The sequence below is a fragment of the Sphingobium anseongense genome (assembly GCF_037725245.1).
In the GTDB taxonomy this organism is placed as follows: domain Bacteria; phylum Pseudomonadota; class Alphaproteobacteria; order Sphingomonadales; family Sphingomonadaceae; genus Sphingobium.
This window is the reverse complement of sequence record NZ_JBBJUL010000001.1, coordinates 218,190-244,147: the sequence shown is the minus strand read 5'-3', so window position 1 is coordinate 244,147 and position 25,958 is coordinate 218,190. Positions and strand designations below refer to the sequence as shown.

Below are 25,958 nucleotides of genomic sequence, written 5' to 3'. Positions count from 1 at the left end.
TGAACCGCCGGGCAAGCGGGGCGTTGATTGCGAAACAGGAGGCACTCTATGACCGCCCAGCACGAGATGTCCGCGAAGACACGCTGCCAGGGCACGAAAGCGCGGAAATGGTGATCGGATGATGGATGGCGATTGGGCCATGATGGCCGTCCGGCTGGGGCTGGCGACTTTCATCGGCTTGTTGATCGGGTTCGAACGGGAATGGCACGGGCATGATGCCGGGCTGCGAACCCATGCACTGGTGTCGCTGAGTTCCGCGATGATCGTGATTTCCGCGCTGCTGATCGCCAAGGACATGAATAGTCATGGGCAGGAAAGCGACCCCGTGCGCGCGATCCAGGGACTGGCGCAGGCGGTGGGTTTTATCGCCGGCGGCCTCATCTTCGTGCGCGGCGGCGATGTCCGCAACATGACCACGGCCGCGAGCCTGTGGATGTCGGCGGCGATCGGCATCGCGGCGGGCGCGGGCCAGTTCGCGCTGGTGGTGGTGTCGAGCGCGATCGCGCTTGTCGTGCTGACGGTTCTCACGCTGCTCAAGCGCTTCATGCCGCCCCGGTCGATCGATCCGGCGGATGAAGCGCATGGCGATGTGCGACCACCCAATCGGCGAGGCATGATCAGCGACGACTGAATCGTCACGCTCAAGGAACCACCAGCGCCCGGCGGGATTGAATCGGCTCTGCAATGAAGGTGATATATCATGGCCGCACGCGCATATTGGCAGGGCCAGATCCGGCTGGCTCTCGTCTCCATTCCCGTCGAAATCTATTCCGCGACCAAGAGCGGGGCGACGGTATCGTTCCGCCAGATTCACGAACCGAGCGGCAAGCCCATCCATTATGAAAAGGTGGTGGACGGGATCGGCCCGGTCGACCGCGACGAGATCATGAAGGGGTTCGAATTCGAGAAGGGGGAATATGTCCTGCTCGATGAAAAGGAAATCGAGGGCGTGAAGCTGGAGAGCAAGAAGACACTGGAACTGACCCAGTTTGTCGATGTCGGCGAGGTGGACGCAATCTATTATGACAAGCCCTATTATGTCGTTCCCGCCGACGACCTGGCCGAAGAAGCTTTCGTGGTGTTGCGCGAGGCGCTGCGCAAGACGCGCAAGGTGGGGCTGGGGCAATTGGCGCTGCGCGGGCGCGAATATGTGGTCAGCCTCAAACCCTGCGGCCGGGGAATGGTGCTGGAAACGCTGCGCTATGCCGACGAAGTCAACAAGGCTGCGAGCTATTTCCGCGACATCGGCGATTCGAAGGCGGACGAGGATCTGCTGGACCTTGCCACCACGCTCATCGAGAAGAAGGCGGGGAAGTTCGATGCATCGGATTTCCACGACCGCTATGTCGACGCGCTGAAGGACCTGATCGAGCGCAAGCGCAAGTCGAAGACCGGCAAGGTGGCGCTGGAGCGGGAGGACAAGGCGCCATCACGCGGGTCGAACGTCATCGACCTGATGGCGGCGCTCAAACAGTCGATCGACAAGGGCGGAGGCTCATCGCGTTCGCCGGCCAAAGCCGCTCCGGCAAACAAGCCTGGCGCCAAGGCCGCGCCCAAGAAGGCGCCGGCGAAGAAACCTGCCGCGTCGCCGCGCGCGCGCAAGAGTGCCTGACATGGCCGCGCGCGCGGATCCGCTGGCGACCTATAATGCCAAGCGCGACTTCAAGAAGACAGCCGAACCAAAGGGGAAGCGCGGCGCGAGGGCAGGCCATGTCTTCATTGTCCAGAAGCATGCCGCAACGCGATTGCACTGGGACCTGCGACTGGAAATGGGCGGCGTGCTCAAAAGCTGGGCGGTGACGCGCGGGCCGAGCCTGGATCCAGCCGACAAGCGCCTGGCCGTGCGGACCGAGGACCATCCGATGGCCTATGCTGCGTTCGAGGGAACGATTCCCAGGGGAGAATATGGCGGCGGCACGGTGATGCTGTGGGATTGCGGCACGTGGGAGGCGGTGGGCGGCAAGGACCCCGAAAAGACGATCGAGGAGGGGCATGTGCACGTCATCCTGCATGGCGAGCGGATGAAGGGCGAATGGTTGCTGGTACGGATGAAGCCGCGTTCGGGCGAGAAGCGTGAGAACTGGTTGCTGCGCAAGGTCGAGGATGCTCATGCCGGGGCGTCTGGAACGCTTGTCGACGGCGCGCTTTCCAGCGTATCGAGCGGCCGGACGATGGCGCAGATCGCTGCGGGCGACGATCCGGTGTGGCATAGCGATGCGAAGAAGGCGAAGGCCGATCCCGCAGCGGCCAATGCAACGGGCAAGCCCGCGCCCAAGCTCCCCAAGCGAAAGCTGAAGGCCGGCAAGTGCCCGCCGTTTCGGGCACCGCAACTCGCGACGCTGGTCGATGCCGTGCCGGGCGGCAAGGGTTGGCTGCACGAGGTCAAATATGACGGCTATCGCATATTGTTGGCGATCGGCGGCGACGGGGTGCGGGCCTATACGCGCACCGGGCTGGACTGGTCCGACCGTTTCGGTGCGATCGTCGAGGCGGCAGGCGGGATCGCCGCGGGCAGCGCGCTGATCGATGGCGAGGTGGTCGCGCTGGACAAGGATGGGCGGCCGAGCTTTTCCGCGTTGCAATCCGCGCTCAAACATGGCGGCGATATGCATTATTTCGCGTTCGACCTGCTTGAGCGGGACGGCGAGAATCTGACCGGTCTTGGCAATGTCGAGCGAAAGGCGCAGCTCGAAGCGCTGCTCGAAGGGGTCGGGGAACCGATCCACTATGCCGATCATATGACGGATGGCGGTGAGGCGCTGTTCGATAAGCTGTGCGGCGCGGGCTATGAAGGGATCATCTCCAAACGCGCCGATGCGCCCTATCAGGGCCGACGATCGCGCAACTGGCTCAAGATCAAATGTACCCGGCGGCAGGAATTCGTGATCCTGGGCTATATCGAAAGCGACAAGGCGAGCCGGGGCCTGCGCTCGCTGGCGCTGGGTCTGCATGATGGGGAGGCGCTGCGCTATGCCGGGCGCGTCGGCACCGGCTTTTCAGCCGAGGTCGAAGACATGCTGTTGGCCAGATTGCGCCCGCTCAAGCGCAAGACCGCTCCTGCCGACGTGCCCCGCGTCGCGGCGAAGGGCGTAAATTGGGTCAGGCCCCAACTGGTCGCCGAGGTGGCCTTTGCCGAATTCACGGCTGACAATGTCGTGCGCCATGCCAGTTTCCTGGGCCTTCGGGAGGACAAGCCGGCGAGCGACGTTGTTGCCGAACGTCCAGCCGCAACTAGGCCTGACAAGCCCTTTGGGATCGCCATATCCAGCGGCGAGCGGGTCACCGATCCCGACGGCAGCGTTACCAAGGGCGAACTTGCCGCCTATTATACTGCGCTTGCCGACCCGCTGCTGCGCTGGCTGGCGGATCGCCCGGTCAGCCTGGTGCGCTGTCCGCAGGGGCGAGCGAAGCACTGTTTCTTTCAGAAACATGATGCGGGCAGCTTTGGCGATCATGTCGACCATGTCGCCATCACGGAAAAGAAGGGCGGAACCGAGGATTATCTGGTCGTCAATGACGGCGCGGGGCTGCTGAGCTGTGTGCAGATGGGGACCATCGAATTTCATGGCTGGGGCGCTCGGGCCAGCGATATCGAGCATCCCGACCGCATGGTGTTCGATCTCGACCCGGACGAGGGGCTGGACTTTGGCGTGGTCAAGCGCGCTGCGGTGCAGTTGCACGACCTGCTCGCCGAAATGGGGCTGGTCAGCTTCGCGATGGCGTCGGGAGGAAAGGGGCTGCATGTCGTGGTGCCGCTTGACCGGTCTGCCGACTGGCCGGCGGTCAAGGATTTCGCCAGCCGCTTTTCCCGCGCGCTGGCGCAGTCGCATGCCGACCGCTTCACCGCCAACATGCGCAAGAGCGAGCGCAAGGGCCGCATCTTCCTGGACTGGCTGCGCAACGAGCGCGGGGCAACTGCCATATTGCCCTATTCGGCGCGTGCGCGGCCCGGCACCAGCGTTGCGGTGCCGCTCGGCTGGGATGAGCTGGACGCGCTGAAGGACGCGCATCCCTTCACAGTGCGCGATGTAGAGGAACTGCTGCGCCGCGCGGCGTCCCGCGCACTGGCGGGTTGGGGCGAGGCCGATCAGGCGCTGCCCGCGCTTTGACGCATCGATGCTTGGAAATCGCCGCCCGGTGCGGTTAGAGGGACATCATGATCCGTCTGATCCTGTTTGTCCTGTTGCTGAGCCTGCCGACATTCGGCGTCGCAGTGCCGACCAATCGCCCGACGCCCGGCTATGCCCGGGTGCGGATCGAAACCGATAAGGGGGCGATCACCGTTGCTGTCGATTTGAAACGGGCGCCGCTCACGTCGGCAAATTTCCTGGCCTATGTCGATGACGGCCGGTTCGACGGCACGACATTCTACCGCGCCGCCCGGCGCAAGAGCGCGCCGACCTATGGCCTGATCCAGGGCGGCATCGATACAGACGCGCGCCGGGCGATTCCGCCGATCCCGCACGAACCGACCAGCAAGACCGGGATTTCCCACCTCGATGCCACGCTTTCGATGGCGCGACCCAATCGCGCCGATTCGGCGATGGGCAATTTTTTCATCACCATCGGGCCGACCCCCAATATGGACGCGCGGGGCGATTATATCGGCTATGCCGCCTTTGGCCATGTCGTCGCTGGCATGGACACGGTGCGGCGCATCCTGGCGGTGCCGACCGGCGGCGGATCGGGGGTGATGCGCGGGCAGATGATCCTCAAGCCGGTGCGGATCATCCGCGCGGTGAGGATCGACGGCAAGGCAAAGCCCACCGGGCGCGTCAAGCCGTGGCTGATCGGCATCAAGCGTCCGGTGCGGTAGGGCAGGAGCAACGTCGATGGCGGGACGGATCAGGATAGGCATAGGCGGCTGGGTGTATGAGCCGTGGCGTGGGACTTTCTATCCGCAGGGGCTGCGGCAGAAGGACGAACTGGCCTATGTCGGGCAGCATCTGACCGCGACCGAAATCAACGCCACCTATTATAGCACACAAAAGCCTGCGACCTTCGCTGGCTGGGCCAGGACGGTGCCGGAAGGCTTTCAGTTTGCGGTCAAGGCGTCGCGCTATTGCACCAATCGCAAGCGGCTGGCGGAAGCGGGCGATTCGATTGCGAAATTCGTCAATCAGGGCCTTGTCGAATTGGGCGACCGGCTGGGTCCGATATTGTGGCAGTTCATGCCGACCAAGCAGTTCGACCCCGATGATTTCGCGGCCTTTCTCAAAATGTTGCCCGCCAGCGTGAATGGCGTGCCGCTGCGCCACGCGCTGGAAGTGCGGCACGAAAGTTTCGATGATCCCGCCTTTCTCGCCATGGCCCAGGCGGCGGGGGCTGCGGTCGTGCTGGCCGATCATGAGGACTACCCCCGGATCGAGGGCCGCGACGTCGGTTTCGCCTATGGCCGACTGATGCGGGCGCGGGCAGATGAACCAACCGGCTATGCTGCGCCGGCAATCGCCGACTGGGCGAAAACCGCGCGGCAGATGGCGGATAGCGGCGACATGTTCGTTTTCTTCATCAGCGGCGCCAAGGAGCGCAATCCCGCGGCGGCTCAGGCTTTGATCGCCGCGCTGGAGTAACGTCGGTTGCATTTGCTGCAATCGCGATGCCGCGCTTTGCGATTGTTACAACGGCATGACGGGGTCATAGCGCTTCCATAGCTTTCGCGGTTGCGGTAAGCGGTTATTAACGGGAGCAAATATCATGCGTCATGCCACTCAGGGCGTTGTGGTGCTGGTTGCGGTCGGCGCGCAGATGCTGACTTTCTATTCGGTGCTGTTCGCCTAAATCATGTTCATCTGCCGGCTTGCCGGCCGGTGCCATAAAAAGCCGCTCAGGGTCTTCCCCTGGCGGCTTTTTTGATATGAGGAGCACATCGTTGAACGAACGTAAGTTTCGCGGGATCGCTGCTCGCATGGTAGGGCGATGCATGACGGACATATCGAGAGTAGGCAGATGAGCGCCCCTGACCTGCTGTTTGTCTATGGAACGCTTCGCGCCGGCTATGATGATCCGATGGCGGCGTGGTTGCATGCAGCAGGGCGACTGGCCGGGCGGGGCAGGGCCCGCGGTAGCCTCTATCGCGTCGATGACTATCCCGGAATGGTGGCGGACGATGGGGGCTGGGTCATTGGCGATATTGTTGTGCTGGATGACCCTGCTGCGGCGCTCGCCATACTCGATGAGCATGAGCAATGTTCCGAAAGCTGGCCTGAGCCGCGCGAATATCGACGCGAGCGGATCATGGTTGTGAGCGACAAGCATGATCCGATCGAGGCCTGGACCTACATCTATGCTCATGACGCGCGCGCGCTGGAACGGATCGGAAGCGGTGACTTCCTGCGCTGACCTATGCGCCCGGCGATCGGTGAGCCGGGGCGGTACGTCGATGCCCAGAACGCAATCGCGTAGCTTATCAAGGCCAGCGCGCCAGCGCCGGACCCGGCGAGCAAGGCGCCGATCGACGCTCCCCACCAGGACTGGCTCAGTGCGATGATCGTCAATGCCATTATCCGGCGCGGGACGTCGCCAAATCCGGAAATGGCCCGCAAGATCAAATTTCCTTGGCCATGAAGATGTCGTAGCTATGCCGCAAAATATAAAAGCGATTCGAAAGTGAAGGAGAAGAGGATGAGTGAGGGTCCCGTTTTTGGGCTTGGCACGGCGGCAACGAATTACACCATCGCTCCTGGCGAACTTGGTGCATGGCTTGAAACCAACGGCTTTGAATCGCTGTGGTTCGGCGAGCATTCTCACGTTCCGACCGGCCAGAAGTCATTGAGGCCCAATTATCGGGAAACGCCCGATGCCTACCGCGAAATCTATGATCCGTTCGTTTCCTTGATGGGAGTGGCCGCCGCCACGACGACGTTGAAGATCGGCACGTCGATCCTGATCGTGACCGAACATCATCCGATCCGGCTGGCAAAGGCCATCGCTACTCTTGACCGCATGTCGCAGGGGCGGGTCATACTGGGCATCGGCGCCGGCTGGAGCGCCGAGGAAATGGCCGATTACGGGATGGAGTTTTCCAAACGCTGGAAGTGGGTGCGCGAATCCATGCTGGCCGTTCGTGAAATCTGGACCAGCGATATTGCGGAATTCGAAGGCGAAATGGTCCATTTCGAGCCGATGTGGTGCGGTCCCAAGCCGCTTCAGAAAAATGGGCCTCCTATCCTTATGGGCGCGTGGAATTCCCATGCGATCGCCCGGATCGTGGAATATTGCGACGGCTGGGTCCCGGTTGATCAGGGGGACGTCATGCAGTCGTTGATGGATGAGCTGCGCGTGGCATGCGACAAAGCCGGCCGGTCATTCGACGATCTCGATCACACCGTGGTGATTGATCCGCTTGCCAACTATGTGACAGCCAGCGCCGATCTGGAAAAAAGGGTGGAGCAGCTTTATTCCATGGGTTTTCGCAGGATCCTGTTCACATTTCTGCAGGATACCGCCGACAATCAATGGCGAAATCTGGACCGTCTCCACCGCGTCGTCCGTTCGTTCAGCTAAGGTTGCGACGGGTCGAGGGCATCTGAACATGTCCGCCCTTTCGAACGGTTGATTCGATTGCAGCGGATCGATCGTCCCTAGCTTTGTTCTTGCGCTGTTTTCGGTCAATCGCATGCTTTCATTGAAGGGAAGCAACTCTAACTGTCTGTTTCCCGCAGGCCGAGCGCCTTGGCCTTGAGCAATGTATCGCTGGAGGGTACGGCGGAAATGCCTGCGGCGATCATGTCGATAAGATTGGCGATGTGCAGTTCGCACATTTCGCGGCTTTCCCGAAAGGACATGGCTTCCACACGAGACAGGCCCCAGACGACGTCCCGGCGCAATATGTCGCTGCGCACTTCGAGTATGGCTGGATCTATTCCAGGGATGGTCTTCATCAGGCCATTGGCTTCGAACAACGCTGGAGAAGTGGATTCGAACTCGTCAGCAAAATAGGTGAACTTGTCGATGGCAAAAAGCTGCGAAATGAATCGCACCCAATAGCAGTTGCGCCAGTTCAGAAATATCTCATCGGCCATCGGCAGGATCACGATGGATGCGATGGAATGCGGAGAGATCGACTTCCCCTGTTCGCGCTTGGCCGCTTCAAGCAGCTTTTCGCGCCGCCGGTTGAGCGCCGATATGCGATGATCGAGGATGGCGCGGATCAGACCTTCGCGCGAGCCGAAATGATAATGCGCGGCGGATTCGTTGCGCTGCCCGGAATCCAGGGCGATCTGCCTGAGCGAAACCCCTTCCAGCCCATGCATGGCGAAGCGGCGCTCGGCTGCCACGATCATGGCCTCCTTGGTGGGAAGAGGTTTGGTCATAAATCCGGCCGTCTTTCCTTTGCGTCCGCCCCGGGCGCCCGAATGTTTCGATCATGTGTCGCGCAATATAGCGGTTTCATGCGGGATGCATATTCCCCTTGCGCGCAAGGATAATGGATGGCATTAATTATAGTCATTAAATGAGCCGCCCCGGGTGATATGCGTTATACCGGGCCAGTCGAAAGGACAGACGCCATGACGAGATCGAAGAAAATGTCGATTGGCTGGCTGATGGAGGCGGCCGGCACGCATGCGGCGGGATGGCAGACGATGGTCGACCGACGCGACCCGGTAATCGACATCCGACATTTCGCGCAGATGGCTAAGGAGGCCGAGGCAGCCAAGCTCGACTTCATCTTCCAATATGACTCGCCAGCAATCCGGCCCGGCCCGATCGATGCGGTCGCCCGCAACAGCACCTATGCCAACATGCTGGAACCGTTCACGCAACTGGCGGCGTTGTCGCAGGTGACGTCGCGTATCGGTCTGGTCGCCACGGGGTGCACGACCTATTACGAACCCTATAATATGGCCCGCATGGTGGCGTCGCTGGATCATATCAGCGATGGTCGGGCGGGATGGAACATCGTTACCGGGCGGCACCCGCTCGCGGCCTTCAACTTCGGGCATACAGAGGGCATTCCTCATGCCGAACGCTATAAGCGCGGGCGCGAATTCACCGAAGTCGTGCTGGGTCTATGGGACAGCTATGAAGACGACGCTTTCTGTCGCGATATCGAGACCGGCTATTATCTCGATCCGGCAAAAATGCATATCCAGAACCACAAGGGCGAATATTATGATGTGCGTGGCCCGCTGAACCTTGCGCGCACCCCGCAGGGGCGCCCGGTCCTGGTGCAGGCCGGGTCCTCGGGCGATGGCCGCGATTTCGGCGCGCGGTTCGGCGAGGTTATCTTTTCGATCAACGGCACATTTGAAAAGTCCCGCGAATTTTACGATGACATGAAGGGACGCATGGCGAAATATGGCCGGCAACCCGATGAAATGCGCGTGCTCAATGGGCTGAACGTAATCGTCAAGGACAGTGTCCAGGAAGCCGTCGACGCTTATGAGACGTTGCAAGACATGCTCCATCCCGAGGCCATAAAGCATATGGTTTCCATCGATCTGGAAACCGACGTCATGGGCATGGACGTCGATGACTATGTCACGCTCGACCATCTTCCCAAGGAAGTGAATTCCAGCAAATCGGGCGATGCGGTGCTGCGTGAATGGCTCAGCGAGCGGCCGATGACTGTCCGTGAACTGTACCGGCAATTTTGTCAGAGCCGGTCCGCCAGCACCATCCACGGCACCGCGACCCAGGTTGCCGACCTGATGGAGGAATGGTTTACCGGCGGCGTTGTGGACGGGTACATGATGTTCTTCCCGCTGGCGAGCGGCATGCGCGACTTTGGCGCGCGTGTCGTGCCCGAACTGCAACGCCGAGGGCTGTTTCGCACCGAATATGAAGGCGCCACGTTGCGCGAGCATCTGGGGCTGCAACGGCCGCCCTTTCCAGCGCGATCCTGAGCGAGCAGGCAAGGATGGGCAGTTTCGATCCGGCGAGCGGCGGCATGACGAGGCGGGGACTGCTCGCCGGAGCGGCGGTGAGCGCGGCCGGAGTCGCCACTGCCCCCCTGCTGGCGCAAGCGATGGTCGACCTGCGTCTGCCCGGCGGCAATGGCGCCCGGCCGATGACAACCGCCTTTCCCGGAAAAGGATCGATGATCCTGCAACGGATGCACCCGCCGCTGCTGGAAACGCCGATGAGCGTATTCAACGGCGACGTGTTCACGCCCAACGAACAGTTTTTCGTTCGGTGGCATTGGGGCGACATTCCTGCCGCCATCGACGTGGACAGCTATCGACTTCGCATCACCGGTCATGTCGATCGCGCGCTGTCCATCGGTCTGGAGCAGCTTTTGAAGTTGCCACGGATGGAACTGGCAGCGGTCAATCAATGTTCGGGCAACTCGCGCGGGCTGTTCCAGCCGCGCGTTCCGGGCGCACAATGGGGCCATGGCGCGATGGGCAATGCGAAATGGCTGGGCGTCCCGCTCAGGCATGTGCTCGATCTGGCAGGCGTCAAGGCGGGCGCTGTCCAAGTGCGTTTTGGCGGTCGTGACAAGGCTGTCGTCGCGGGCGCGCCCAGCTTTCGCAAGGCTCTGGACATCGACCATGCGCGCGATGGCGAGGTCATGATCGCCTTTGGCATGAACGGTGAGCAATTGCCCCTGCTCAATGGCTTTCCATGCCGGCTGGTCGTGCCCGGATGGTTTTCGACCTATTGGATCAAGGCGCTCGACAGTATCGAAGTCCTGCCGCAGGCCGACGATGATTTCTGGATGGCGAAAGCGTACAGGATACCCACAGCGCCAGGCGCCAATGTCGTGCCGGGGAGCAAGGATTTCCCGACCATGCCGATCAACCGGATGATTCCGCGAAGCTGGGTGACCAGCCTGGAAGAGGGGCAGGCGATCCGTTTCGATCCGGTCATTCCGGTCGGGGGCATCGCGATGGGTGGCGATTGCGGCGTGGCGCGGGTCAGCGTGTCGGCGGATGGCGGCCATAGCTGGTACGCTGCCGACCTCGGCCCGGATCATGGCAAATACAGCTTTCGCCGGTGGGATGCGCGCGTGCCGTTGCGCGCTCGCGGCAAGGTTGCGCTCATGTCCCGCTGCTGGAACACGGCCGGGGAGGCGCAACCGATAAGGCCGATCTGGAATCCCGGTGGTTACCTGCGGGGTAATATCGAAACCACCACCATCACGGTCGGGTGAACGAAAGTGAAGAAACTTTCCTTCGCCACATTTGCCGTGGGAATCCTTGCGGCGACGGCGGCGACACTCACGATCCTAGCTCCACCGGCGCATCGGAAGCGGCCGTCGCCCACCGCTGCTACGGCGCCCGCGATGCGCAGCGTTTCGGCCGACGGCTTCACGCTGACCTCGATCTCGGTCGATCTCCCAATCGAGGATCGGCCATTTCCCGACGGACCCCAGGCAGCGATCGTCAACGCCCGTTGCACGGCCTGCCATTCGGCGAGCATGGTCCTGACTCAGCCGGCGCTGTCGAGGGAGCAGTGGAAGGCGATCGTCATCAAGATGCGCGATGTCTATCGCGCTCCGATCGGTGACGACGACATTCCGAAGATCGTCGATTATCTGAGTGCGGCAAAAGCGCGAGCGTCCGCAAATGCCGCGGGTTGAGGGAGCAAGCCGCACGGCTTGGATGCGTTCCCGACCTGATGGACCACATGGGCTAAAGAGCGACTTTCCCAGGAGATCGTGATGACGGATATGCCAGGGTTCGGCACCGGCGGTTCGCCCGTCATCGGCAATCGCCGGCAGATGATAGAACTTGCAAAAGAGATAGAGCGCAGAGGCTTCCCGCTGATCTCCACGCCCAGCTCATGCGATTGCGTGGCGATGTCCCAGTCGATGCTGGAAGCCACCCGATCGGTCACGGTCATGGCCGCGGTGCAGCCCATCTATCATCGCGTTGCGGTTTCGCTGGCGGAAACGGGGGCGCATCTGCATGAACTGAGCGAAGGGCGCTTCCGGCTGGGCATAGGGGTCAGTCATGACCTGTCCAATCGGATCTATCATGTCCAGCCGGGGCAACCGCTCGAAGATTGCCGGGCCTATGTCGCCCAGATGCGCGCGGCGGTGGAATGGACGGGGCCGCAAGCCCCCATCGTCATGGCCGCGCTGAGAAACCGCATGTTCGACCTTGCCGTGGAAATTGCCGATGGCGTGTTCATGTCCAGGGCGTGCAGACGCTATCTCGCCCATCAGGTCGCGCGCGTTCCCGCCGAGCGCCGCGAGCAGGGATTTTTCGTCGGCAACTCGATTCCGGTCGTGATCGACGACGATCCGCAGGTCGCATTTGACGTCATGCGTCACAGCCAGGCCTTCTACCTTGGACTCGCCAACTATCGCAATTACTGGCGTGCAGTCGGCTATGTCGAGGAAATGGATGCCATCGAGGCGGCTCTGTCGAAGGGTGAGCGGGACCGGATTCCTGCGCTTGTGAGTGAAGAATGGCTCAGAAACATAACCTTGTTCGGTACGCCGGCGACGGTGCGGGAGGGTATTGAAGCCTATTTCGCCATGGGGATCATGCCTGTCATCAGCCCCGTATTGCGAGAGGCGAGCGCCAACGCTCATTATGAATCGGTGTTCGCGCTCTACAACTGATTTTGCGCGACGCCCTCGTCCGCCAAATGCGATGAAATGATATTCGCGATCAACCCACGGACGTGCTGCGCGGATGCCGATACTTCGACCTTTGCCGACGAAATGATCGCCCATTCCATCTGATGAACGAAATCGATCGGCAGGGCGACCATGTCGAACGTCGCCGCCATTTGCGCCAGCATGCGACTGCCCATCAGTATATAGTCGGTGTCCTTAACGAACCGGAACAGGATTTGATAGTCGTCCAGTTCGATCGTCGGTTCCTGTAACCCGAACTGTTCGATGAACGGGACACCCAGGAATTCGCGTATCAGCGATCCGGCGGCGGTGGGATATTTGGACAGAAGGTCTGGCGTGATGTCCCGCTGTAATAGCGGGTGCCCGTTGCGCACCAGAAAGTTTATCGGAATGGCGGCGATGGGCTGGATGCTGAATTGGTTGGCGTGTGCGTGAAGCTCGCCGCCTTTGCGGTGCGGACGGGTTCAACCTCCTGCCATCCCCACTGCCCAGCGAGCTTTCGGACTTTGCCGATATGGTGCTTCCCGAACTGCGCCGCCGCGGTCGTTTTCGGACAGACTATGAAGGCGTGACGCTGCGCGAGCATCTCGGCCTCGACCGGCCGGCGGATCGGTCAGCGGCCCTTGCTGAGCGGCGGGTCATGGCGAAAGTTCAGCTATAGATTTGGAGGGACGCATCTCGTTTTCATGCGTTCGGTCAATCTGTAGGGTAACGCGTAACAATCAGAAAGCATCATTCCAGGAGAAGCGCCATGGTGAAAGTGTTGGAGAAGCCGGGGACAGAATATGTGGCGATTGCCGAGCGCGCGCCGCTGACAAACATCGATGTTCCTTCGCTCAAGGGCAGCATCGACGAAGCCGAATGGAATATCCGGGTCGACCTGGCCGCCGCCTATCGACTGGTGGCGCATTTCGGGTGGGACGACATTATTTTCACCCATCTGTCGGCGCGCGTGCCGGGGCCGGAAAATCATTTCCTGCTCAATCCCTTCAACCTGATGTTCGAGGAAGTCACCGCATCCAGCCTGGTCAAGGTGGATGTCAACGGATTGCCGGTCGAACCCACGCCCTTTGCCACCAGCCCGGCGGCATTCGCCGTTCATTCGGCGATCCATATGGCGCGGCATGATGCCCAGGCGGTCATCCATCTTCATACGCCCTATGGCCAGGCGGTATCGGCGCAGGCGCACGGACTGTTGCCGCTGACCCAGACCGCAATGTCCGTTTGCAGCGATATCGCCTATCATGACTATGAGGGCGGCGTGCAACTGGACGAGCGCGAACGGATTGTCGCCGACCTTGGCAGCAGGAGCGCGATGCTGTTGCGCAATCACGGTACGCTGGCGTGCGGCGCCACAGTCGGCCAGGCATTCTTGCGGGCCTATTTCCTGGAACGGGCCTGCGAGGCGCAGGTCCATGCCTTGTCGGCCGGACACCCTAATCTGTGTCATGCGCCACGGGGGGCCGCAGAATCGCTGGCGAAAGAGGCGTCAGTGGTTTTGAGCGCCATGGCGGACTCGCTCGCCTGGCCTGCCCTGCTTCGCAAGGCACACCGGATCGATCCCGGTTTCGCGCGATAGGGGCAGGGTGAAAGCGCGCTCGGCGTCCCCTCGGCATGATGTGCGGCGGCCGAAGCGGAAGCGATATCGTGAGCCAAAGCAATTGGCTCTTGAGAAATTCTCACGGGTGATCGCGTGATCGCTGCGCTATCGAGTCAATGCACAGACATAATAATAAGTCGATGCTCAACGATAATCATTCAAGGGGAAATCCATGATAAAGGCAAGCATATTGCGCTCTTCGTCGCTCGTTTCGATATGTGTCGCCATGACCGTCGGCGCTTGCGCGGGAAGCGCATTTGCCCAGTCGCCGGCGAGTGAAGCGTCCAGGGGCGTGGAAGATATCGTCGTCACCGCCCAGAAGCGGTCGGAAAGCATCCAGGACGTTCCCGCAACCATCGCCGCTTTTTCGCAGGAGGCGTTGCAGGAGAGGCAGATTCGTGGGTTGGGCGACCTGATCACGCGGGTTCCTTCGCTACAGGTGGGCTATACCTATGGCAGCAACACGGTCACGCTGCGCGGTGTCAGCACGAACTTGACCAGCGGCTTTGAGGACCCGTCCGTCGCAATTCACGTCAATGGCGTCTATCAGGCACGCGCCCGCAGCCTGAATCTCGTGCTAATGGACCTGGAGAGGATCGAGGTGCTTTCAGGGCCTCAGGGCACATTATATGGCCGCAACGCGACGGGTGGCGTCATCAACTATATCCTGCGCGGCGCGACGGATCAGATGGAGGCACAAGTCACCGGCCGCGTCGGCAATTACGACAGCTATGCCATTCAGGGCCATATATCCGGCCCGATCAGCGACACTGTGGGCTTCCGCATTTCGGGCATGCTGGATCATCGCGACAAGGGCTTTGTAAAGAATTTGCAGCCCGGCGCCGCCAAGAAGCGGTTCGGCGAGAACAAGTTCACCGGCATTCGCGGCCTTTTGGATTTCCAGCCCAGCGACACCGTGCAACTCACGCTCGAGGGCTCCTATGGCAATACCCGCGGATCGTTCAATCCGGGCGTGCTTGCTCCTTCGCTCAATCCGGCCCGCCAGCCGCGCCTCGACCCGCAGACCTACCGGCCGCAGAAAGTATATGCGGATTATCCCAGCGAAAATAATACAAAGGAATATTCTGCGACCGCGACGCTGGTCTGGGATATCAGCGACGATGTGCAGTTCAAGTCGATTTCCGCTTATAACAAATACGACAATGCAATGCCTATCGATTATGATGGCAGCGGATTCAATGCTCAAACAATTCTGCAAAATGTAAAATCCGATACATATACGCAGGAATTCAATCTAAACCTTGATAGTATAGATGGAAGATTGAAATCTATATTCGGCATATATTATTTCAATGACAGTGCATATGCCGACACCGAGGTGATCAGTGCCCTGTTCAGTCCCACGTCGACGCCCACGAGCACCTATTTTGCAACCAACCGGCTGAAGGCGAAGTCCATCGCCTTCTTTACCGACCAGACGTTCAGCGTAACGGATTCGCTACGGATCATCGGCGGCATACGCTACAATATCGATAAGAAGTACACCGTCCAATTTATCCGGAACTCTTGCCCGAACGCTGCCAATCCGGGGGTGACGGACCAGAAGTTCACGGCCTGGACGCCCAAGGCCGGAATCCAGTTCGACGTGACCGACAGGATCATGGCCTATGCAAACTATCAAAAGGGGTTCAAGGCCGGCGGTGTCGCTGCGGGCACGTGCGGCAATGCCTATGAACCGGAATCCATCGAAGGCGGCGAGGTCGGGCTCAAGACCACGTTCGCCGACAACCGCGTGCGCCTGAACATTGCCGGCTACTGGTATAATTATGGCAATTTGCAGGTCCAAAAGACCCTGGGCACGATCGGCGGTTTTTCGGTGGTCAACGCCGCGGATTCGCGCATCAAGGGGATCGAGGCCAATCTGGACGCGGTCATCACCCCGCAGTTCAAGCTCGATGCCTCCGCCATGGTGCAGAGCGCCAAATATAAGGACTTTGAGAACTGCAACCAGACGATCGTGCTGCCGGCCGGTCAATTCGCCTGCACCGCCAGCGATACGCGTCCTGCTTCGGAGCGGGTAGAGCAGGTGGCCGGAAACTGGCTCAATCGCGCGCCACCCTACAGCTTCAGTGTCGGCGCTCAATATACCGCTGATCTGGGCGGCGGTGAATTGTCGCTTCGGGGAGAATCCTATTGGAGCGGCAAGGTGCGCTTCAACGAATTCAATACGTCGGTCCTGAGCCAGCGCGCCTATAATATCCAGAATGCCTATGTCAGCTTCACGCCCGATAGTGAAACGTTCGTATTGCGCGCTTTCATGAAGAATATCCGTAACGTCAATTACAAGGCCTCTGCCTATTATAGCGGGTTGACGGCGCAATATACGGTGGTCTGGAATCCTCCGCGGACCTATGGCCTTGAAGCGAGCTATAATTTCTGACATCCCTGTCGCTCCCGCATCCATGCCGTTACGGCGGCATGGGTGCGCTGCTGTCATTGTTCGAAATTTTCGACGGCAGCCGCTATGAATTCCGCCGCTGTCGCTCGCCGATGCTCATGCCTTGTGAGGCGAGTATCGGCACAGCTTGTCTATAAATGACCTGGCAGCAGGATGGCCGGGTCATGATCGGCCTATCGCCGCTCGCGCGCGACCTGTCAGCCTGTTAGCCTGTCGATGCTCCCCCGCGCCCGCTTGTGGAACCTTCACCGCCGGCTCCGCGCTGGATCATGGGACCGCTGTTCACAGGAGATGGCAGGATGATCGTCGGCACGGTACGCGAAATCAAGAATCATGAATATCGCGTCGGTCTGACGCCCGAGAGCGTTCATGAACTGACGGCGCACGGGCATAGCATATTGGTGGAAACGGGCGCGGGCGAAGGCATCGGCGCCCATGACGCGCTGTATGAGAAGGCCGGCGCGCAAATCGTTTCTGGTGCCGAGGAAATCTTCGCCAGCGCCGACATGATCGTGAAGGTCAAGGAGCCGCAACCGCAGGAGCGCGCAATGCTGCGCCCCGGCCAGATCCTCTACACCTACCTCCACCTTGCCCCCGATCCCGAACAGGCCCGCGACCTGATCGCCAGCGGCGCAACCTGCATCGCCTATGAAACGGTGACCGATGTGAACGGCGGCCTGCCGCTGCTCAAGCCGATGAGTCAGGTGGCTGGTCGCATGTCGATCCAGGCCGGCGCGACCGCGCTTGAAAAGGCGCATGGCGGACGCGGCGTGCTGCTGGGCGGGGTGCCGGGCGTTTTGCCGGCAAAGGTCGCGGTGATCGGCGGTGGGGTCGTTGGTTTCAATGCGGCGCAGATGGCGGCTGGGCTGGGCGCAGATGTCACCATCCTTGATCGCGATCCGCAAGTTCTCGAACGGCTCGGCACCCATTTCGAAGCGCGGGCCAAGACGCGCTTTTCCAATCGCGCCAACCTTGCCGAATGCGTGGCCGACGCGGACCTGGTGATCGGCGCGGTGCTGATCCCCGGCGCCGCTGCGCCCAAGCTGGTGACCGCCGCCATGCTGGGCACGATGAAGAAGGGCGCGGTGTTGGTGGATGTCGCGATCGACCAGGGCGGATGCTTCGAAACCAGCCATGCGACCACTCATGACGAGCCGACCTATGTCGTCGATGGCATCGTCCATTATTGCGTCGCCAATATGCCGGGGGCAGTGGCGCGCACGAGCACTTATGCGCTCAACAACGTTACGCTGCCCCATACGCTTCGTATCGCTGATCTGGGCTGGAAGGACGCAATGCGCCGCGATCCGCATCTGCTCGCCGGGCTTAACATCTGGGAAGGGCAGGTGACCTATGCGGCGGTGGCACAGGCGCTTGGCCTGCCTTTCCGCCCCGCCCAGGACGCGATCGGCTAAGCCCGAACCTAGGTTGGCCGCGTGCGACCGAGCGCGCGGGTTGGCTGGCGTCGGTCATCGGCCGATGACCTTTTTGCGCGATGACCCTGTGCCTGGACGTTTCAAGAACGACCATCTGCTTGCGGGTTCGTCGTGCCCGTTCGTTTAGATCGGCAGGTGGTGCTTCTTCATCGCCTCCACGCATATACAGGTTCCACCGAAGGAAGGCATGGGCCCCACATGACTTTACGAATCTATTTCGAAGCCCGATGCATCGTGGCGACGGCGTCAACGTGTATGTACCAAAAGACAATCGAGGGAGTTGGGTGATGGTGGGCGACGTCATGACCTGGCTCGTGCCATTGGTCGCCATGCTTGCCGCGGGGTTGCTGGCGGGGTTTGCGGCCGGCATGTTTGGCATCGGCGGCGGCTTTGTCGTCGTGCCGGCGCTGTTTGTTGTCCTGCCGCTACTCGGCGGTTCGCATGAAGCCATCGCCCATGTCGCGATCGGTACGTCGGCCGCGACCATCATCGTCACTTCGATCCGGTCGCTTCTTTCCCATGCCAAGCGCGGCGCGGTGGAATTTGAAGTGCTCAAGCAATGGGCGCCCTGGCTGATACTGGGTGATGGCATCGGCGTCATGCTGGCCGGTCATGTCGATGGCAAGGTATTGACGATGATTTTCGGTGCCGGCCTGGCGCTCATGTCGCTCAACTTCCTGCTTCCAAAGGTCGGCAACAAGGTGATCAGCGACACGATGCCATCCGGCATGGTCCGGGTCGGCATCGCCGGCGGCCTTGGCACATTTTCCTCGCTGCTGGGCATTGGTGGCGGAGTGATCGCCATCATGGTGATGACGCTGTGCGGCCGGTCGATCCACCGGGCTATCGCCACGGCGTCGGGCGTCGGCACGCTGATCGCCATTCCCACCGCCATTGGTTTTGCGTTGATCGGGCTGAAGGAAACCGGCCTGCCCTGGGGGTCGCTCGGATTCGTCAATGTGCCGGCAACGATCGCCATCACGTCGATGTCGGTGCTGACTGCTCCGCTGGGCGTGGCAGCGGCCCACGCCATGCCGGCAGCGCCGCTCAAGAAAATATTCGGCGTCTATCTGGTGATCATTTCCTATCTGATGTTCCGCAACGCTATCCATATGTAATCAGGCATATACGCCGCACCCCCGATCGCTCTTGACGCGGTCGGCGGTGCGGCGCGTTTGCAGGTGGTGATCGTTGCGAGCGACGGCGGGCCGGCCATCGCGCCCGCGGGCCGCAAGCGGATTTGCGCGCGCTCCACTCGAACGGAAATCCTCAGGGAAACGGCGCCTTTGCTTGGGGCGCGGGCTGGTCATGGCAACGGTACAGAGGTACGCACTGGCCGCAATCGTCGGGGACGTTGCGCCGATATGTGGCGCATCGTCATGCCATGCAGGGGGAGGGCTGTCGCCTGTGCCGGCGCAGCCCGTCATCCGCCGCCGGAGTCAGAATCGGCCTATTGCCGCAGCCGCTCGATGGCCTGCGCCAGCGCGACATAGAGCTTGCCCATGTCCGACGATAGGACCGCGACGCCCAACGCATTCCCGTCGCGGGCGGCCAGGATGATCCGCAACATGGATTCGAAATCATGGATATAGCGATTCACATGTTCGCGGAATTCGGGGTCGTCATCATAATGGAGCGCGATTTCGCGTGATTCGCCGGCATCTAGCAGCTTGACCGCGCGGCGCGTGAAGACGCCGCGATCGCCCTTCAGATAGGCGGCCCAGGCCGAATCGGTGACGTCGTTGGACATCAGCTTGGCGACGTCGATCGCTGTGCTGTTAAGCGATTCGATCAGCAGCGCGGAACGTCGGGCGAAATTGTCCAGTTCGCGCGTTTCGGCGGCGCGTTCGCCTTGTTCGATCCGCTGTTCGATGCTCGCGCTGGTTTCGGCTATGGCATGCAATTGCTGCATCAACCGTTCCGACGCCTGATGCGCGGCCCTGACCGCCTCTTCAGCGATTTCGGCGACATGCGCGATCTGCGCCGCCACCTTATCACCGATGGCGCGCTGCAATGCGTCCTCGCTCGCATCCGACAGCGCCTGCGCGGCTTCCGGAATGGCACGGCCAAGCGCCTGCCGCGCACGCTCGGCCGCCTGGTCTGCGGTATCCTTGACGCGCAGCAATGCCGTGATCAGCAGCGGTCCGGCGCCCTCGGTGATCCGGGTGGTGCTATGATGTGCGTTGTCGAGCGCGGTGCGCAGATCGTCCACCTTTTCATGCGCGGCGGACAGGCCCCGCTGGGTATCGGCGAGCCAATGTTCGAGCCGTTCGCCCTGACCACGGACCAGCGCCTCCGCCTCCTCGGCGCGACCGACGAGCGCTTGAGAGATAGCTTCCAGACGCTCGAACTCCGGCGTGGTGCTGTCGATCAAGCCGCGGGTCGCGCCGATCCGCCCTTCGAACCGCTCCAGCGCGGCGGGATAGGTCTCGTCCAGCTCGCGGACGCTCGAATCGAGCGCGACCAGCAACCCTTCGGCACAGCTGATCAGCTTTTCGGCCGTGATGCCACCGGCGGCGAGGGCGCCATCGATCCGCTGGGTTTCGGCGGTCAGCCGGCCAAGCGCGTCCGCCAGCCGCTCGCTGCGGCCAAATGCTGTGCGCTCGAACGCTTCGAACCGCTCTTCGGCGGTCGCGACATTGTTCGTAAGGCTGTCGTCCAGGTTGGCGACCAGCGCCTGCTGCCCCTCGATCAGGCCGTTCAGGTGAAGAAGGCGATTTTCGATCTCGCTCATCTGTTCGGTCATGCCCTCGACCGCCGCCGAGCCGATCGAGACCAGATTGGTGCTGGAGCGGTCGATCAGCGCGTCGAGCATGCCGGATTGTTCGGTCAGCCCCCCGCTGGTCAGCGCCAGCGCAGCCTTCGCGCCGCGAATTGCCGCATCCATGCGGTCGGCCGCCAGGTCGGCGAGGCCCGATACTTCGTCGGACGTCGCGCGCGTGGCCTCCTGCATCTGGGTCATTTGCGCCGCAAGGCTCTTGGTCGCGCCAAGCGTGCGCGCGCGCGCATCGTCGGACAATTCCGTCAGCGCGTGCAGTCGCGCTTCGAGCGTGTCGATACGTTCGGACAGGGCGTGGCCATTATCCATCAGCTGCGCCGCCATGCGCGCGGCACGCTCCTCCAGATCGGGCATGGCGCTCATCAACGCGTCCATCCGTTGCACAAGGCCCGCGGCGGCCAGCTCCGCGACCTTCGCCTGTTCCGCGGTGTCGCGGGCGCGGCCAGAGATGAGATCGGCCGACGCTTCCATGTTGGAGCTGGCCGCCGCACCGTAATTGTCGAGCAGGGCGGCCTGATCCTGCAATGCCTGGCGAGCCGTTTCCAGCTGATCCGCTACCCTGCCGAGGCGCAGTTCGAGCAAGTCGCCTTCGGTCCGTAGCGCGCGCGCGGTGTCCAGGTAGCGGCCCGATTCGGCCCGGCTGTTGCGGACCAGCAGCAGATACGCCACGCCCAGCATGATCAGTGGCACCATGATGGTGGCCACCATGCCCGGAAGCGCGGTCGCCGCCGGCATGGGAGAAGCCGCCACGAAGACCCAAGCGCAAAAACCGAGCCACGCGACTGCTCCGGCAACCAGCCCGATCCGCGCTCGCCTGACGAAATTGCCGGAGGTGCCGGGAACATCTTCCTCGACGTCCAGAACAGCTTGATTCAAAAGCAATATCTCTTCCGAAGGCGACGACGGCACAGCCTCCGCTTGCTCTTCGCGCCAAAACTCTACGATTGTGCTGCCCCCGCTCATAGCCGCGTACACTATCATGTTTTCACGCCGCGCAAACCGGCAAGTTACGGATCGTTAACAGATGTGCGGCAAGCTGAGTCCATGTCCTATGATCCCGGAGCCCTGAACGCCGCGCTGTCGGCCGCTGTCGGAGACGACGCCGCGCTGATAAGCGATCTGCGGATAGCGTTCATCGAAAGCGCCGCTCGGCAGATCGACCTGCTGGGGCGGGCGCGTTGCGATGCGAACTGGGAGTTGGCGGCGTGGCGCCTCAAAGGGTTGGCCGCCAGTTTCGGCATGACGGGGTTGATGGCGATGGCCGACGAAGCCGCGAGCGCGGCGCCGGGCGACCCGCGCGTGCTGCGCCGGTTGAAGGCCGCGCTGGCCGGGCTTGATCAGAACTGATTGCACGCAGGCCCAGCCGCCGCTTGCGTGAAGGCGTATCCCTTGCGAAAAGACGGCCCACACAAGAAGCGGGTCAGCGTCATCCATGTCATTCGGGGCCATTATCAGCGCCAGCCGGTCTTCCAGCGATTCGACGGGGACGCTACGGGGCAATCTGCATTTCGCCGGCCAGACGCTAGTCGAATATCAGGCCCGGCAGGCGAGCCTGGCTGGAGCCAGCGAGATATTGATCCGTGTCTCTTCGGTGACGCCCGGCCTGTCGCAGGCGGTTGACCGACTGAGCGCCGATGGGATCAAGGTGAGCCTGATCCGGGACATGATAACCCTGGTGCGAGATGCGCCCCGCGACCGTGACATGCTGTTGATCGGCGACGGGGTTCTGGCGGCGCAGTCCTATCTGGACGCTTTGGGCCAGATCGACGGCAATGCGCTGCTGGTTTCGGACGACAGCCGGGCGAGTGCGCCGTTCGAGCGGATCGATGCGGGACAGCGCTGGGGCGGTCTTGCCCGCGTCACGCCTGACCTGTTGTTCGGCACGCTCGACATGATCGGTGAATGGGACCTCGAACTCACCCTCGTGCGCGCGGCGGTCCAGGCGAATGCACGTCGGATCACCGCACCGCAGGATGACCTGCTCGAAGGCAGGGTCGCCCTGATCGACGGACAGCAGCATGCCGATCTGGTGGGGCAGGGGGTCGTGGCGCGCCAACCGCGCGCAGGGACACGCACTGGCGGCGCGGAATATTATCTGCTCGATCCGCTCGCGGGACTTTTGGCACCGGTTTTGATGCGGACGCAGGTGCCCGCGATGCAAATCCGGGTCGCCGCCATGGTCGCCGCCGCGATCGGGCTGGTGCCGATCGAACTGGGCTGGCCGGGCGTTGGCCTGCTGTTGATGGTCGTGGCATTGCTGCTGGGCCTCGTTGCCGACCGGCTGGACGAGCTGGCTTTGCGGGCGCGGTCCGATGGCTGGGTCGCGCTCGTCGCACCCGCTCTGGCTCTGGTCGGCATCGGGCTTGTAGGCGATGCGCTGCCTGCCTTCTACCTGGTCCTGCTGCTGGGGCTGATCATGGTCGCTGACCGATGGAGGCGAGTGACGGGCACCCGGCCCTGGATGATTTTTACGCCAGCCAGCGCCGTCATACTGATGTTGGGGGCTGTCTTGCTGGGTTCCATCGGCCAGGGCCTGACCCTTGCTATGCTGTGCGCGATCGGATCGGCAGGCGCCATCATCCTGAGAAGGCTGCCAGAATAAGCGGCCAATCGCGCCGTCTGGGTTTAGTGCATATTAAGGACGTGCGGCTATGTTGGCCGTCATGAGTGCCCCCTTGTCCTTCACCGCGATGGCGGATACCGATGACTGGCCGGTCGCGTCGATCATGGCCGGGGTCTCGACGGCGCCGCTCCGTCATGCTCTCGATCTGGCTCGTTTCTTTCCTGGACATGCGCCCGCGCTGTCCGACATCATGCTGTTCGAAACGCGGCGCCATCTGGCCGGATGCCTGGCAGCGACCGAAATCGCGCTTCGCCAGGCGCTCGTTGCGGCGCCGTCGGTCGCGCCGATACTGACGGCGTTGCCCGATGCGATAGTCTGGCCCGCGATTCAGGCGCACCCGGCGTTGCTTAGCAGCAGCCTGCTGTCCCACATGCGTCTGCGCGCGGGCGTCAGCCTGATGCTGAGGCAGCAGGGTCATGCGGCGGACGAAGAGGATCTCGCCGCCGACTCTCTGGACCTGACCACAGCCTCCGATCCAGCAATCAGCGAGTGCGCGGTTGCGTTGACGCTGGCCGAGGGGCGATGGACGACGCCGGGAGCCGAAGGGGCGCCGATGCGGCCCGACCTGCCGGCCGAACAATTTGTCGACCTGATCTGGACCGCCGCGGCACCGTTTTGCGCCGCGCTGGCCCGAACCGGCATGGTCGTTCAGGAGCGCGCCCTGGCTGCGGTGGAGACGGGTGCCCGTATGCTGATGTCTCAACAGGATGAGAGCAATGGTGCGATCGCCATCGCCGACCGGCTCGTGCGACTGCTGGGGCAGCGAGCGGATGCGCCCGCGCTGTTGGCGGCCGCGCTGGCGCAGAGGCAGATGCTGTTTTTTGCGGCACTCGCCGCGCGGCGCGTGCGGCTCGATACGTCCGGGCTGCTCGGCATTTTGCTGGACGGTCCACTGGTCGAAGTCGCCGCGATCTGCCACCTATTGGGTGGATCGGCTTCGGACTACCGGCTGTTGCTGTTGACATTGCAACCGGCTCGTGCCGGCCTGTCCGATGCCGTGATCCTTGCCGAGGCCGAACGGTTCGACGCCATGCCCGGCGCCCAGGCCGACGCGATCGTGGCGACATTGCGTGCCCCAAAAGCGTTGCGCGCGGGTCTCGCCCTGATCGACCGCACCTCTGCCGCCGGGGCCTCCGCCGGGTGAACATGCGCGCGCATTCCAACATATTGCGTGCATCGGTTGCGATCGACGGCACGCTGGTCGCCGCCGACCCCCCTATCCTGCAATTGCAGGAGGAGGCCGGCGGCGCGTTGGGACAGGTGCTGGCGGTGCCGGCGCTGGCCGCTATTGCCCGGCTGGCGGGACGGCTGGAGATCACCGTGTCGCGTCCGGTGATCGCGGCAGGTCGCGATCATGATGTCGAGATGTGGGTTCGCGCCAAGCCGGAGGCGTCGGGCGTCCAGCTGTCGATTATCGACTGGCAAGAGCGCCCCGCGTTGACGCCTGCCGGCGATCCGGCGGCTCGGGAAGCCGATTTCGCGGCGTTGGGACCTGGCTGGACCTGGCAGGTCGATACGCAGATGACCTTCATGCTGGTGGCGCATGGCGAGGCGGACGAGGACATGATGCCTGACCCCGCGCCTGCCATCGGCAGCGCCTTTACGCGCTATTTCATCCTGGCGCCGGACGATAGCGGAGACATGGCGATTCTGCGCGCATTCGCCCAGAGGCGCGCCTTTCGCGGTCAGCAGGCGGTCCTTGCGCATGATCGGACGCGGTCGGTCATGCTGTCGGGCTATCCATTGTTCGACGCTGCTGGCCGGCTGATGGGCTATCGCGGCAAGGCGGCGGCGTTGATCGATGCCGCTGGCGAGGCTGTTCACTCCGCCGCGCTTGCGACAGGCTATTCCGTTGAATTCGGACGCCGCCTTGACCGGTCGCTGCGTCGGCCGCTCAGCCGCATCATCGCCAATGCCGATACGATCAGCGCACAAAGGGACGGGCCGCTGCGTCCCGATTATGCCGGATATGCCGATGATATCGCAGCTGCAGGCCGCCATCTGATGGCGCTGATCGACGATCTGGCGGATCTGCAGGCGATCGACCGGCCCGATTTCGCTGTGGAAGTGGAAGAGGTCGATCTTGCGGATCTCGCGCGAAGGGCGGCAGGGCTCCTTGGCGTCAAGGCACTGGATCGAGCCATTCGTATCGACCCGCCGGGGCTGGATGAGACGCTGTCGGCAATGGGCGAATTTCGCCGGGTGCTACAGATACTCGTCAATCTGATCGGCAATGCGGTGCGGTATTCGCCGGAGGGATCGCAGGTCTGGGTGACGGTCGGGCGGGACGGCGCGCTCGCTCGGGTTTCGGTCGCCGACCAAGGGTCGGGCATCGCGGCCGACGCGCAGGAAAAGATTTTCGACAAGTTCGAGCGACTTGGGCGCGAGGAGGCGGGGGGTAGCGGGCTTGGCCTCTATATTTCCCGTCGGCTTGCGCGGGCAATGGGCGGCGACATTGTCGTCGATAGCGCACCCGATCAAGGCGCGCGCTTCACGCTCTTCCTGCCGACCCCTGCCTGAAACGAAAACGGCGCTCCGGTCGGGAGCGCCGTCGTATCGAAGAGGC

23 protein-coding genes are annotated in these 25,958 nt (G+C 62.2%); 19 read left to right on the top strand and 4 right to left on the bottom strand.

Going from position 1 to position 25,958, the window contains the following annotated elements; translation table 11 throughout:
* Positions 1-118: 118 nt before the first annotated feature.
* The 5 genes from WG908_RS01155 (at position 119) to WG908_RS01135 (ending at position 5,573) form a co-directional block, all read left to right on the top strand.
* Complete coding sequence (locus tag WG908_RS01155) at positions 119-631, top strand: MgtC/SapB family protein (RefSeq protein ID WP_340184713.1); 513 nt, start codon at positions 119-121, stop codon at positions 629-631.
* 69 nt (positions 632-700) lie between these two features.
* On the top strand, positions 701-1,612 hold the full coding sequence (ku, locus tag WG908_RS01150; RefSeq protein WP_340184712.1) for a non-homologous end joining protein Ku: 912 nt from the start codon (positions 701-703) through the stop codon (positions 1,610-1,612).
* A 1-nt stretch (position 1,613) separates the two neighbouring features.
* On the top strand, positions 1,614-4,109 hold the full coding sequence (gene ligD, locus WG908_RS01145; protein WP_340184711.1) for a DNA ligase D: 2,496 nt from the start codon (positions 1,614-1,616) through the stop codon (positions 4,107-4,109).
* A 47-nt stretch (positions 4,110-4,156) separates the two neighbouring features.
* Positions 4,157-4,816 carry a peptidylprolyl isomerase gene (locus WG908_RS01140; RefSeq protein ID WP_340184710.1) on the top strand — a complete coding sequence of 220 codons (660 nt, stop codon included), beginning with the start codon at positions 4,157-4,159 and terminating at the stop codon, positions 4,814-4,816.
* Positions 4,817-4,832: 16 nt separating this feature from the next.
* A complete protein-coding gene (locus WG908_RS01135) occupies positions 4,833-5,573 on the top strand; it encodes a DUF72 domain-containing protein (RefSeq protein WP_340184709.1) in 741 nt (246 codons plus the stop codon).
* A gap of 106 nt (positions 5,574-5,679) precedes the next feature.
* On the opposite strand, the gene WG908_RS01130 is transcribed toward WG908_RS01135, so the two are convergent.
* Entirely contained in the window at positions 5,680-5,910 is a 231-nt protein-coding gene (locus WG908_RS01130; protein ID WP_340184708.1) for a hypothetical protein, read from the bottom strand.
* Between the two features lie 39 nt (positions 5,911-5,949).
* Between WG908_RS01130 and WG908_RS01125 the strand changes: the two genes are divergently transcribed.
* Together WG908_RS01125 and WG908_RS01120 are read left to right on the top strand one after the other, a co-directional pair.
* On the top strand, positions 5,950-6,342 hold the full coding sequence (locus tag WG908_RS01125) for a gamma-glutamylcyclotransferase family protein (RefSeq protein ID WP_340184707.1): 393 nt from the start codon (positions 5,950-5,952) through the stop codon (positions 6,340-6,342).
* A 282-nt stretch (positions 6,343-6,624) separates the two neighbouring features.
* Positions 6,625-7,506: a TIGR03619 family F420-dependent LLM class oxidoreductase gene (locus WG908_RS01120; protein ID WP_340184706.1), complete on the top strand. Its 882-nt coding sequence runs from the start codon at positions 6,625-6,627 to the stop codon at positions 7,504-7,506.
* A 137-nt stretch (positions 7,507-7,643) separates the two neighbouring features.
* On the opposite strand, the gene WG908_RS01115 is transcribed toward WG908_RS01120, so the two are convergent.
* Positions 7,644-8,315, bottom strand: coding sequence for a TetR/AcrR family transcriptional regulator (locus WG908_RS01115; protein ID WP_340184705.1), 672 nt, complete (start codon positions 8,313-8,315; stop codon positions 7,644-7,646).
* Between the two features lie 195 nt (positions 8,316-8,510).
* Between WG908_RS01115 and WG908_RS01110 the strand changes: the two genes are divergently transcribed.
* The 4 genes from WG908_RS01110 to WG908_RS01095 all read left to right on the top strand — a co-directional run bounded on the left by WG908_RS01110 (position 8,511) and on the right by WG908_RS01095 (position 12,517).
* Positions 8,511-9,848, top strand: coding sequence for an NtaA/DmoA family FMN-dependent monooxygenase (locus WG908_RS01110; protein WP_340184704.1), 1,338 nt, complete (start codon positions 8,511-8,513; stop codon positions 9,846-9,848).
* Positions 9,849-9,862: 14 nt separating this feature from the next.
* On the top strand, positions 9,863-11,098 hold the full coding sequence (locus tag WG908_RS01105) for a molybdopterin-dependent oxidoreductase (RefSeq protein WP_340184703.1): 1,236 nt from the start codon (positions 9,863-9,865) through the stop codon (positions 11,096-11,098).
* Between the two features lie 6 nt (positions 11,099-11,104).
* A complete protein-coding gene (locus WG908_RS01100; protein ID WP_340184702.1) occupies positions 11,105-11,527 on the top strand; it encodes a c-type cytochrome in 423 nt (140 codons plus the stop codon).
* A gap of 81 nt (positions 11,528-11,608) precedes the next feature.
* Positions 11,609-12,517, top strand: coding sequence for an LLM class flavin-dependent oxidoreductase (locus WG908_RS01095; protein WP_340184701.1), 909 nt, complete (start codon positions 11,609-11,611; stop codon positions 12,515-12,517).
* On the opposite strand, the gene WG908_RS01090 is transcribed toward WG908_RS01095, so the two are convergent.
* Positions 12,508-12,909 (bottom strand): type 2 periplasmic-binding domain-containing protein, encoded by a 402-nt coding sequence (locus WG908_RS01090; protein WP_340184700.1) that lies wholly within the window; start codon positions 12,907-12,909, stop codon positions 12,508-12,510. The genes WG908_RS01095 and WG908_RS01090 overlap by 10 nt on opposite strands.
* A 377-nt stretch (positions 12,910-13,286) precedes the next feature.
* Here WG908_RS01090 and WG908_RS01085 point away from each other — a divergent pair, with 377 nt between their 5' ends.
* The 4 genes from WG908_RS01085 to WG908_RS01070 all read left to right on the top strand — a co-directional run bounded on the left by WG908_RS01085 (position 13,287) and on the right by WG908_RS01070 (position 19,108).
* Complete coding sequence (locus tag WG908_RS01085) at positions 13,287-14,114, top strand: class II aldolase/adducin family protein (protein ID WP_340184699.1); 828 nt, start codon at positions 13,287-13,289, stop codon at positions 14,112-14,114.
* A 193-nt stretch (positions 14,115-14,307) separates the two neighbouring features.
* The gene (locus tag WG908_RS01080) at positions 14,308-16,536 is read left to right on the top strand and encodes a TonB-dependent receptor (RefSeq protein ID WP_340184698.1); all 2,229 of its coding nucleotides are present in this window, start codon (positions 14,308-14,310) and stop codon (positions 16,534-16,536) included.
* A 317-nt stretch (positions 16,537-16,853) separates the two neighbouring features.
* Entirely contained in the window at positions 16,854-17,969 is a 1,116-nt protein-coding gene (gene ald / locus WG908_RS01075; protein ID WP_340184697.1) for an alanine dehydrogenase, read from the top strand.
* Positions 17,970-18,277: 308 nt separating this feature from the next.
* The gene (locus WG908_RS01070) at positions 18,278-19,108 is read left to right on the top strand and encodes a sulfite exporter TauE/SafE family protein (RefSeq protein WP_340184696.1); all 831 of its coding nucleotides are present in this window, start codon (positions 18,278-18,280) and stop codon (positions 19,106-19,108) included.
* Between the two features lie 332 nt (positions 19,109-19,440).
* Here the strand turns inward: WG908_RS01070 and WG908_RS01065 are convergent, their stop codons facing one another.
* Positions 19,441-21,732, bottom strand: a complete 2,292-nt coding sequence (locus tag WG908_RS01065) for a coiled-coil domain-containing protein (RefSeq protein WP_340184969.1) — start codon at positions 21,730-21,732, stop codon at positions 19,441-19,443.
* 81 nt (positions 21,733-21,813) lie between these two features.
* Here WG908_RS01065 and WG908_RS01060 point away from each other — a divergent pair, with 81 nt between their 5' ends.
* The 4 genes from WG908_RS01060 (at position 21,814) to WG908_RS01045 (ending at position 25,912) form a co-directional block, all read left to right on the top strand.
* Positions 21,814-22,116: an Hpt domain-containing protein gene (locus WG908_RS01060; protein ID WP_340184695.1), complete on the top strand. Its 303-nt coding sequence runs from the start codon at positions 21,814-21,816 to the stop codon at positions 22,114-22,116.
* Positions 22,117-22,201: 85 nt separating this feature from the next.
* Complete coding sequence (locus WG908_RS01055; protein WP_340184694.1) at positions 22,202-23,371, top strand: hypothetical protein; 1,170 nt, start codon at positions 22,202-22,204, stop codon at positions 23,369-23,371.
* A 61-nt stretch (positions 23,372-23,432) separates the two neighbouring features.
* Positions 23,433-24,536: a hypothetical protein gene (locus WG908_RS01050; RefSeq protein ID WP_340184693.1), complete on the top strand. Its 1,104-nt coding sequence runs from the start codon at positions 23,433-23,435 to the stop codon at positions 24,534-24,536.
* Entirely contained in the window at positions 24,533-25,912 is a 1,380-nt protein-coding gene (locus WG908_RS01045; protein ID WP_340184692.1) for a sensor histidine kinase, read from the top strand. Before WG908_RS01050 ends, WG908_RS01045 begins: the two co-directional genes overlap by 4 nt.
* Positions 25,913-25,958 lie beyond the last annotated feature (46 nt).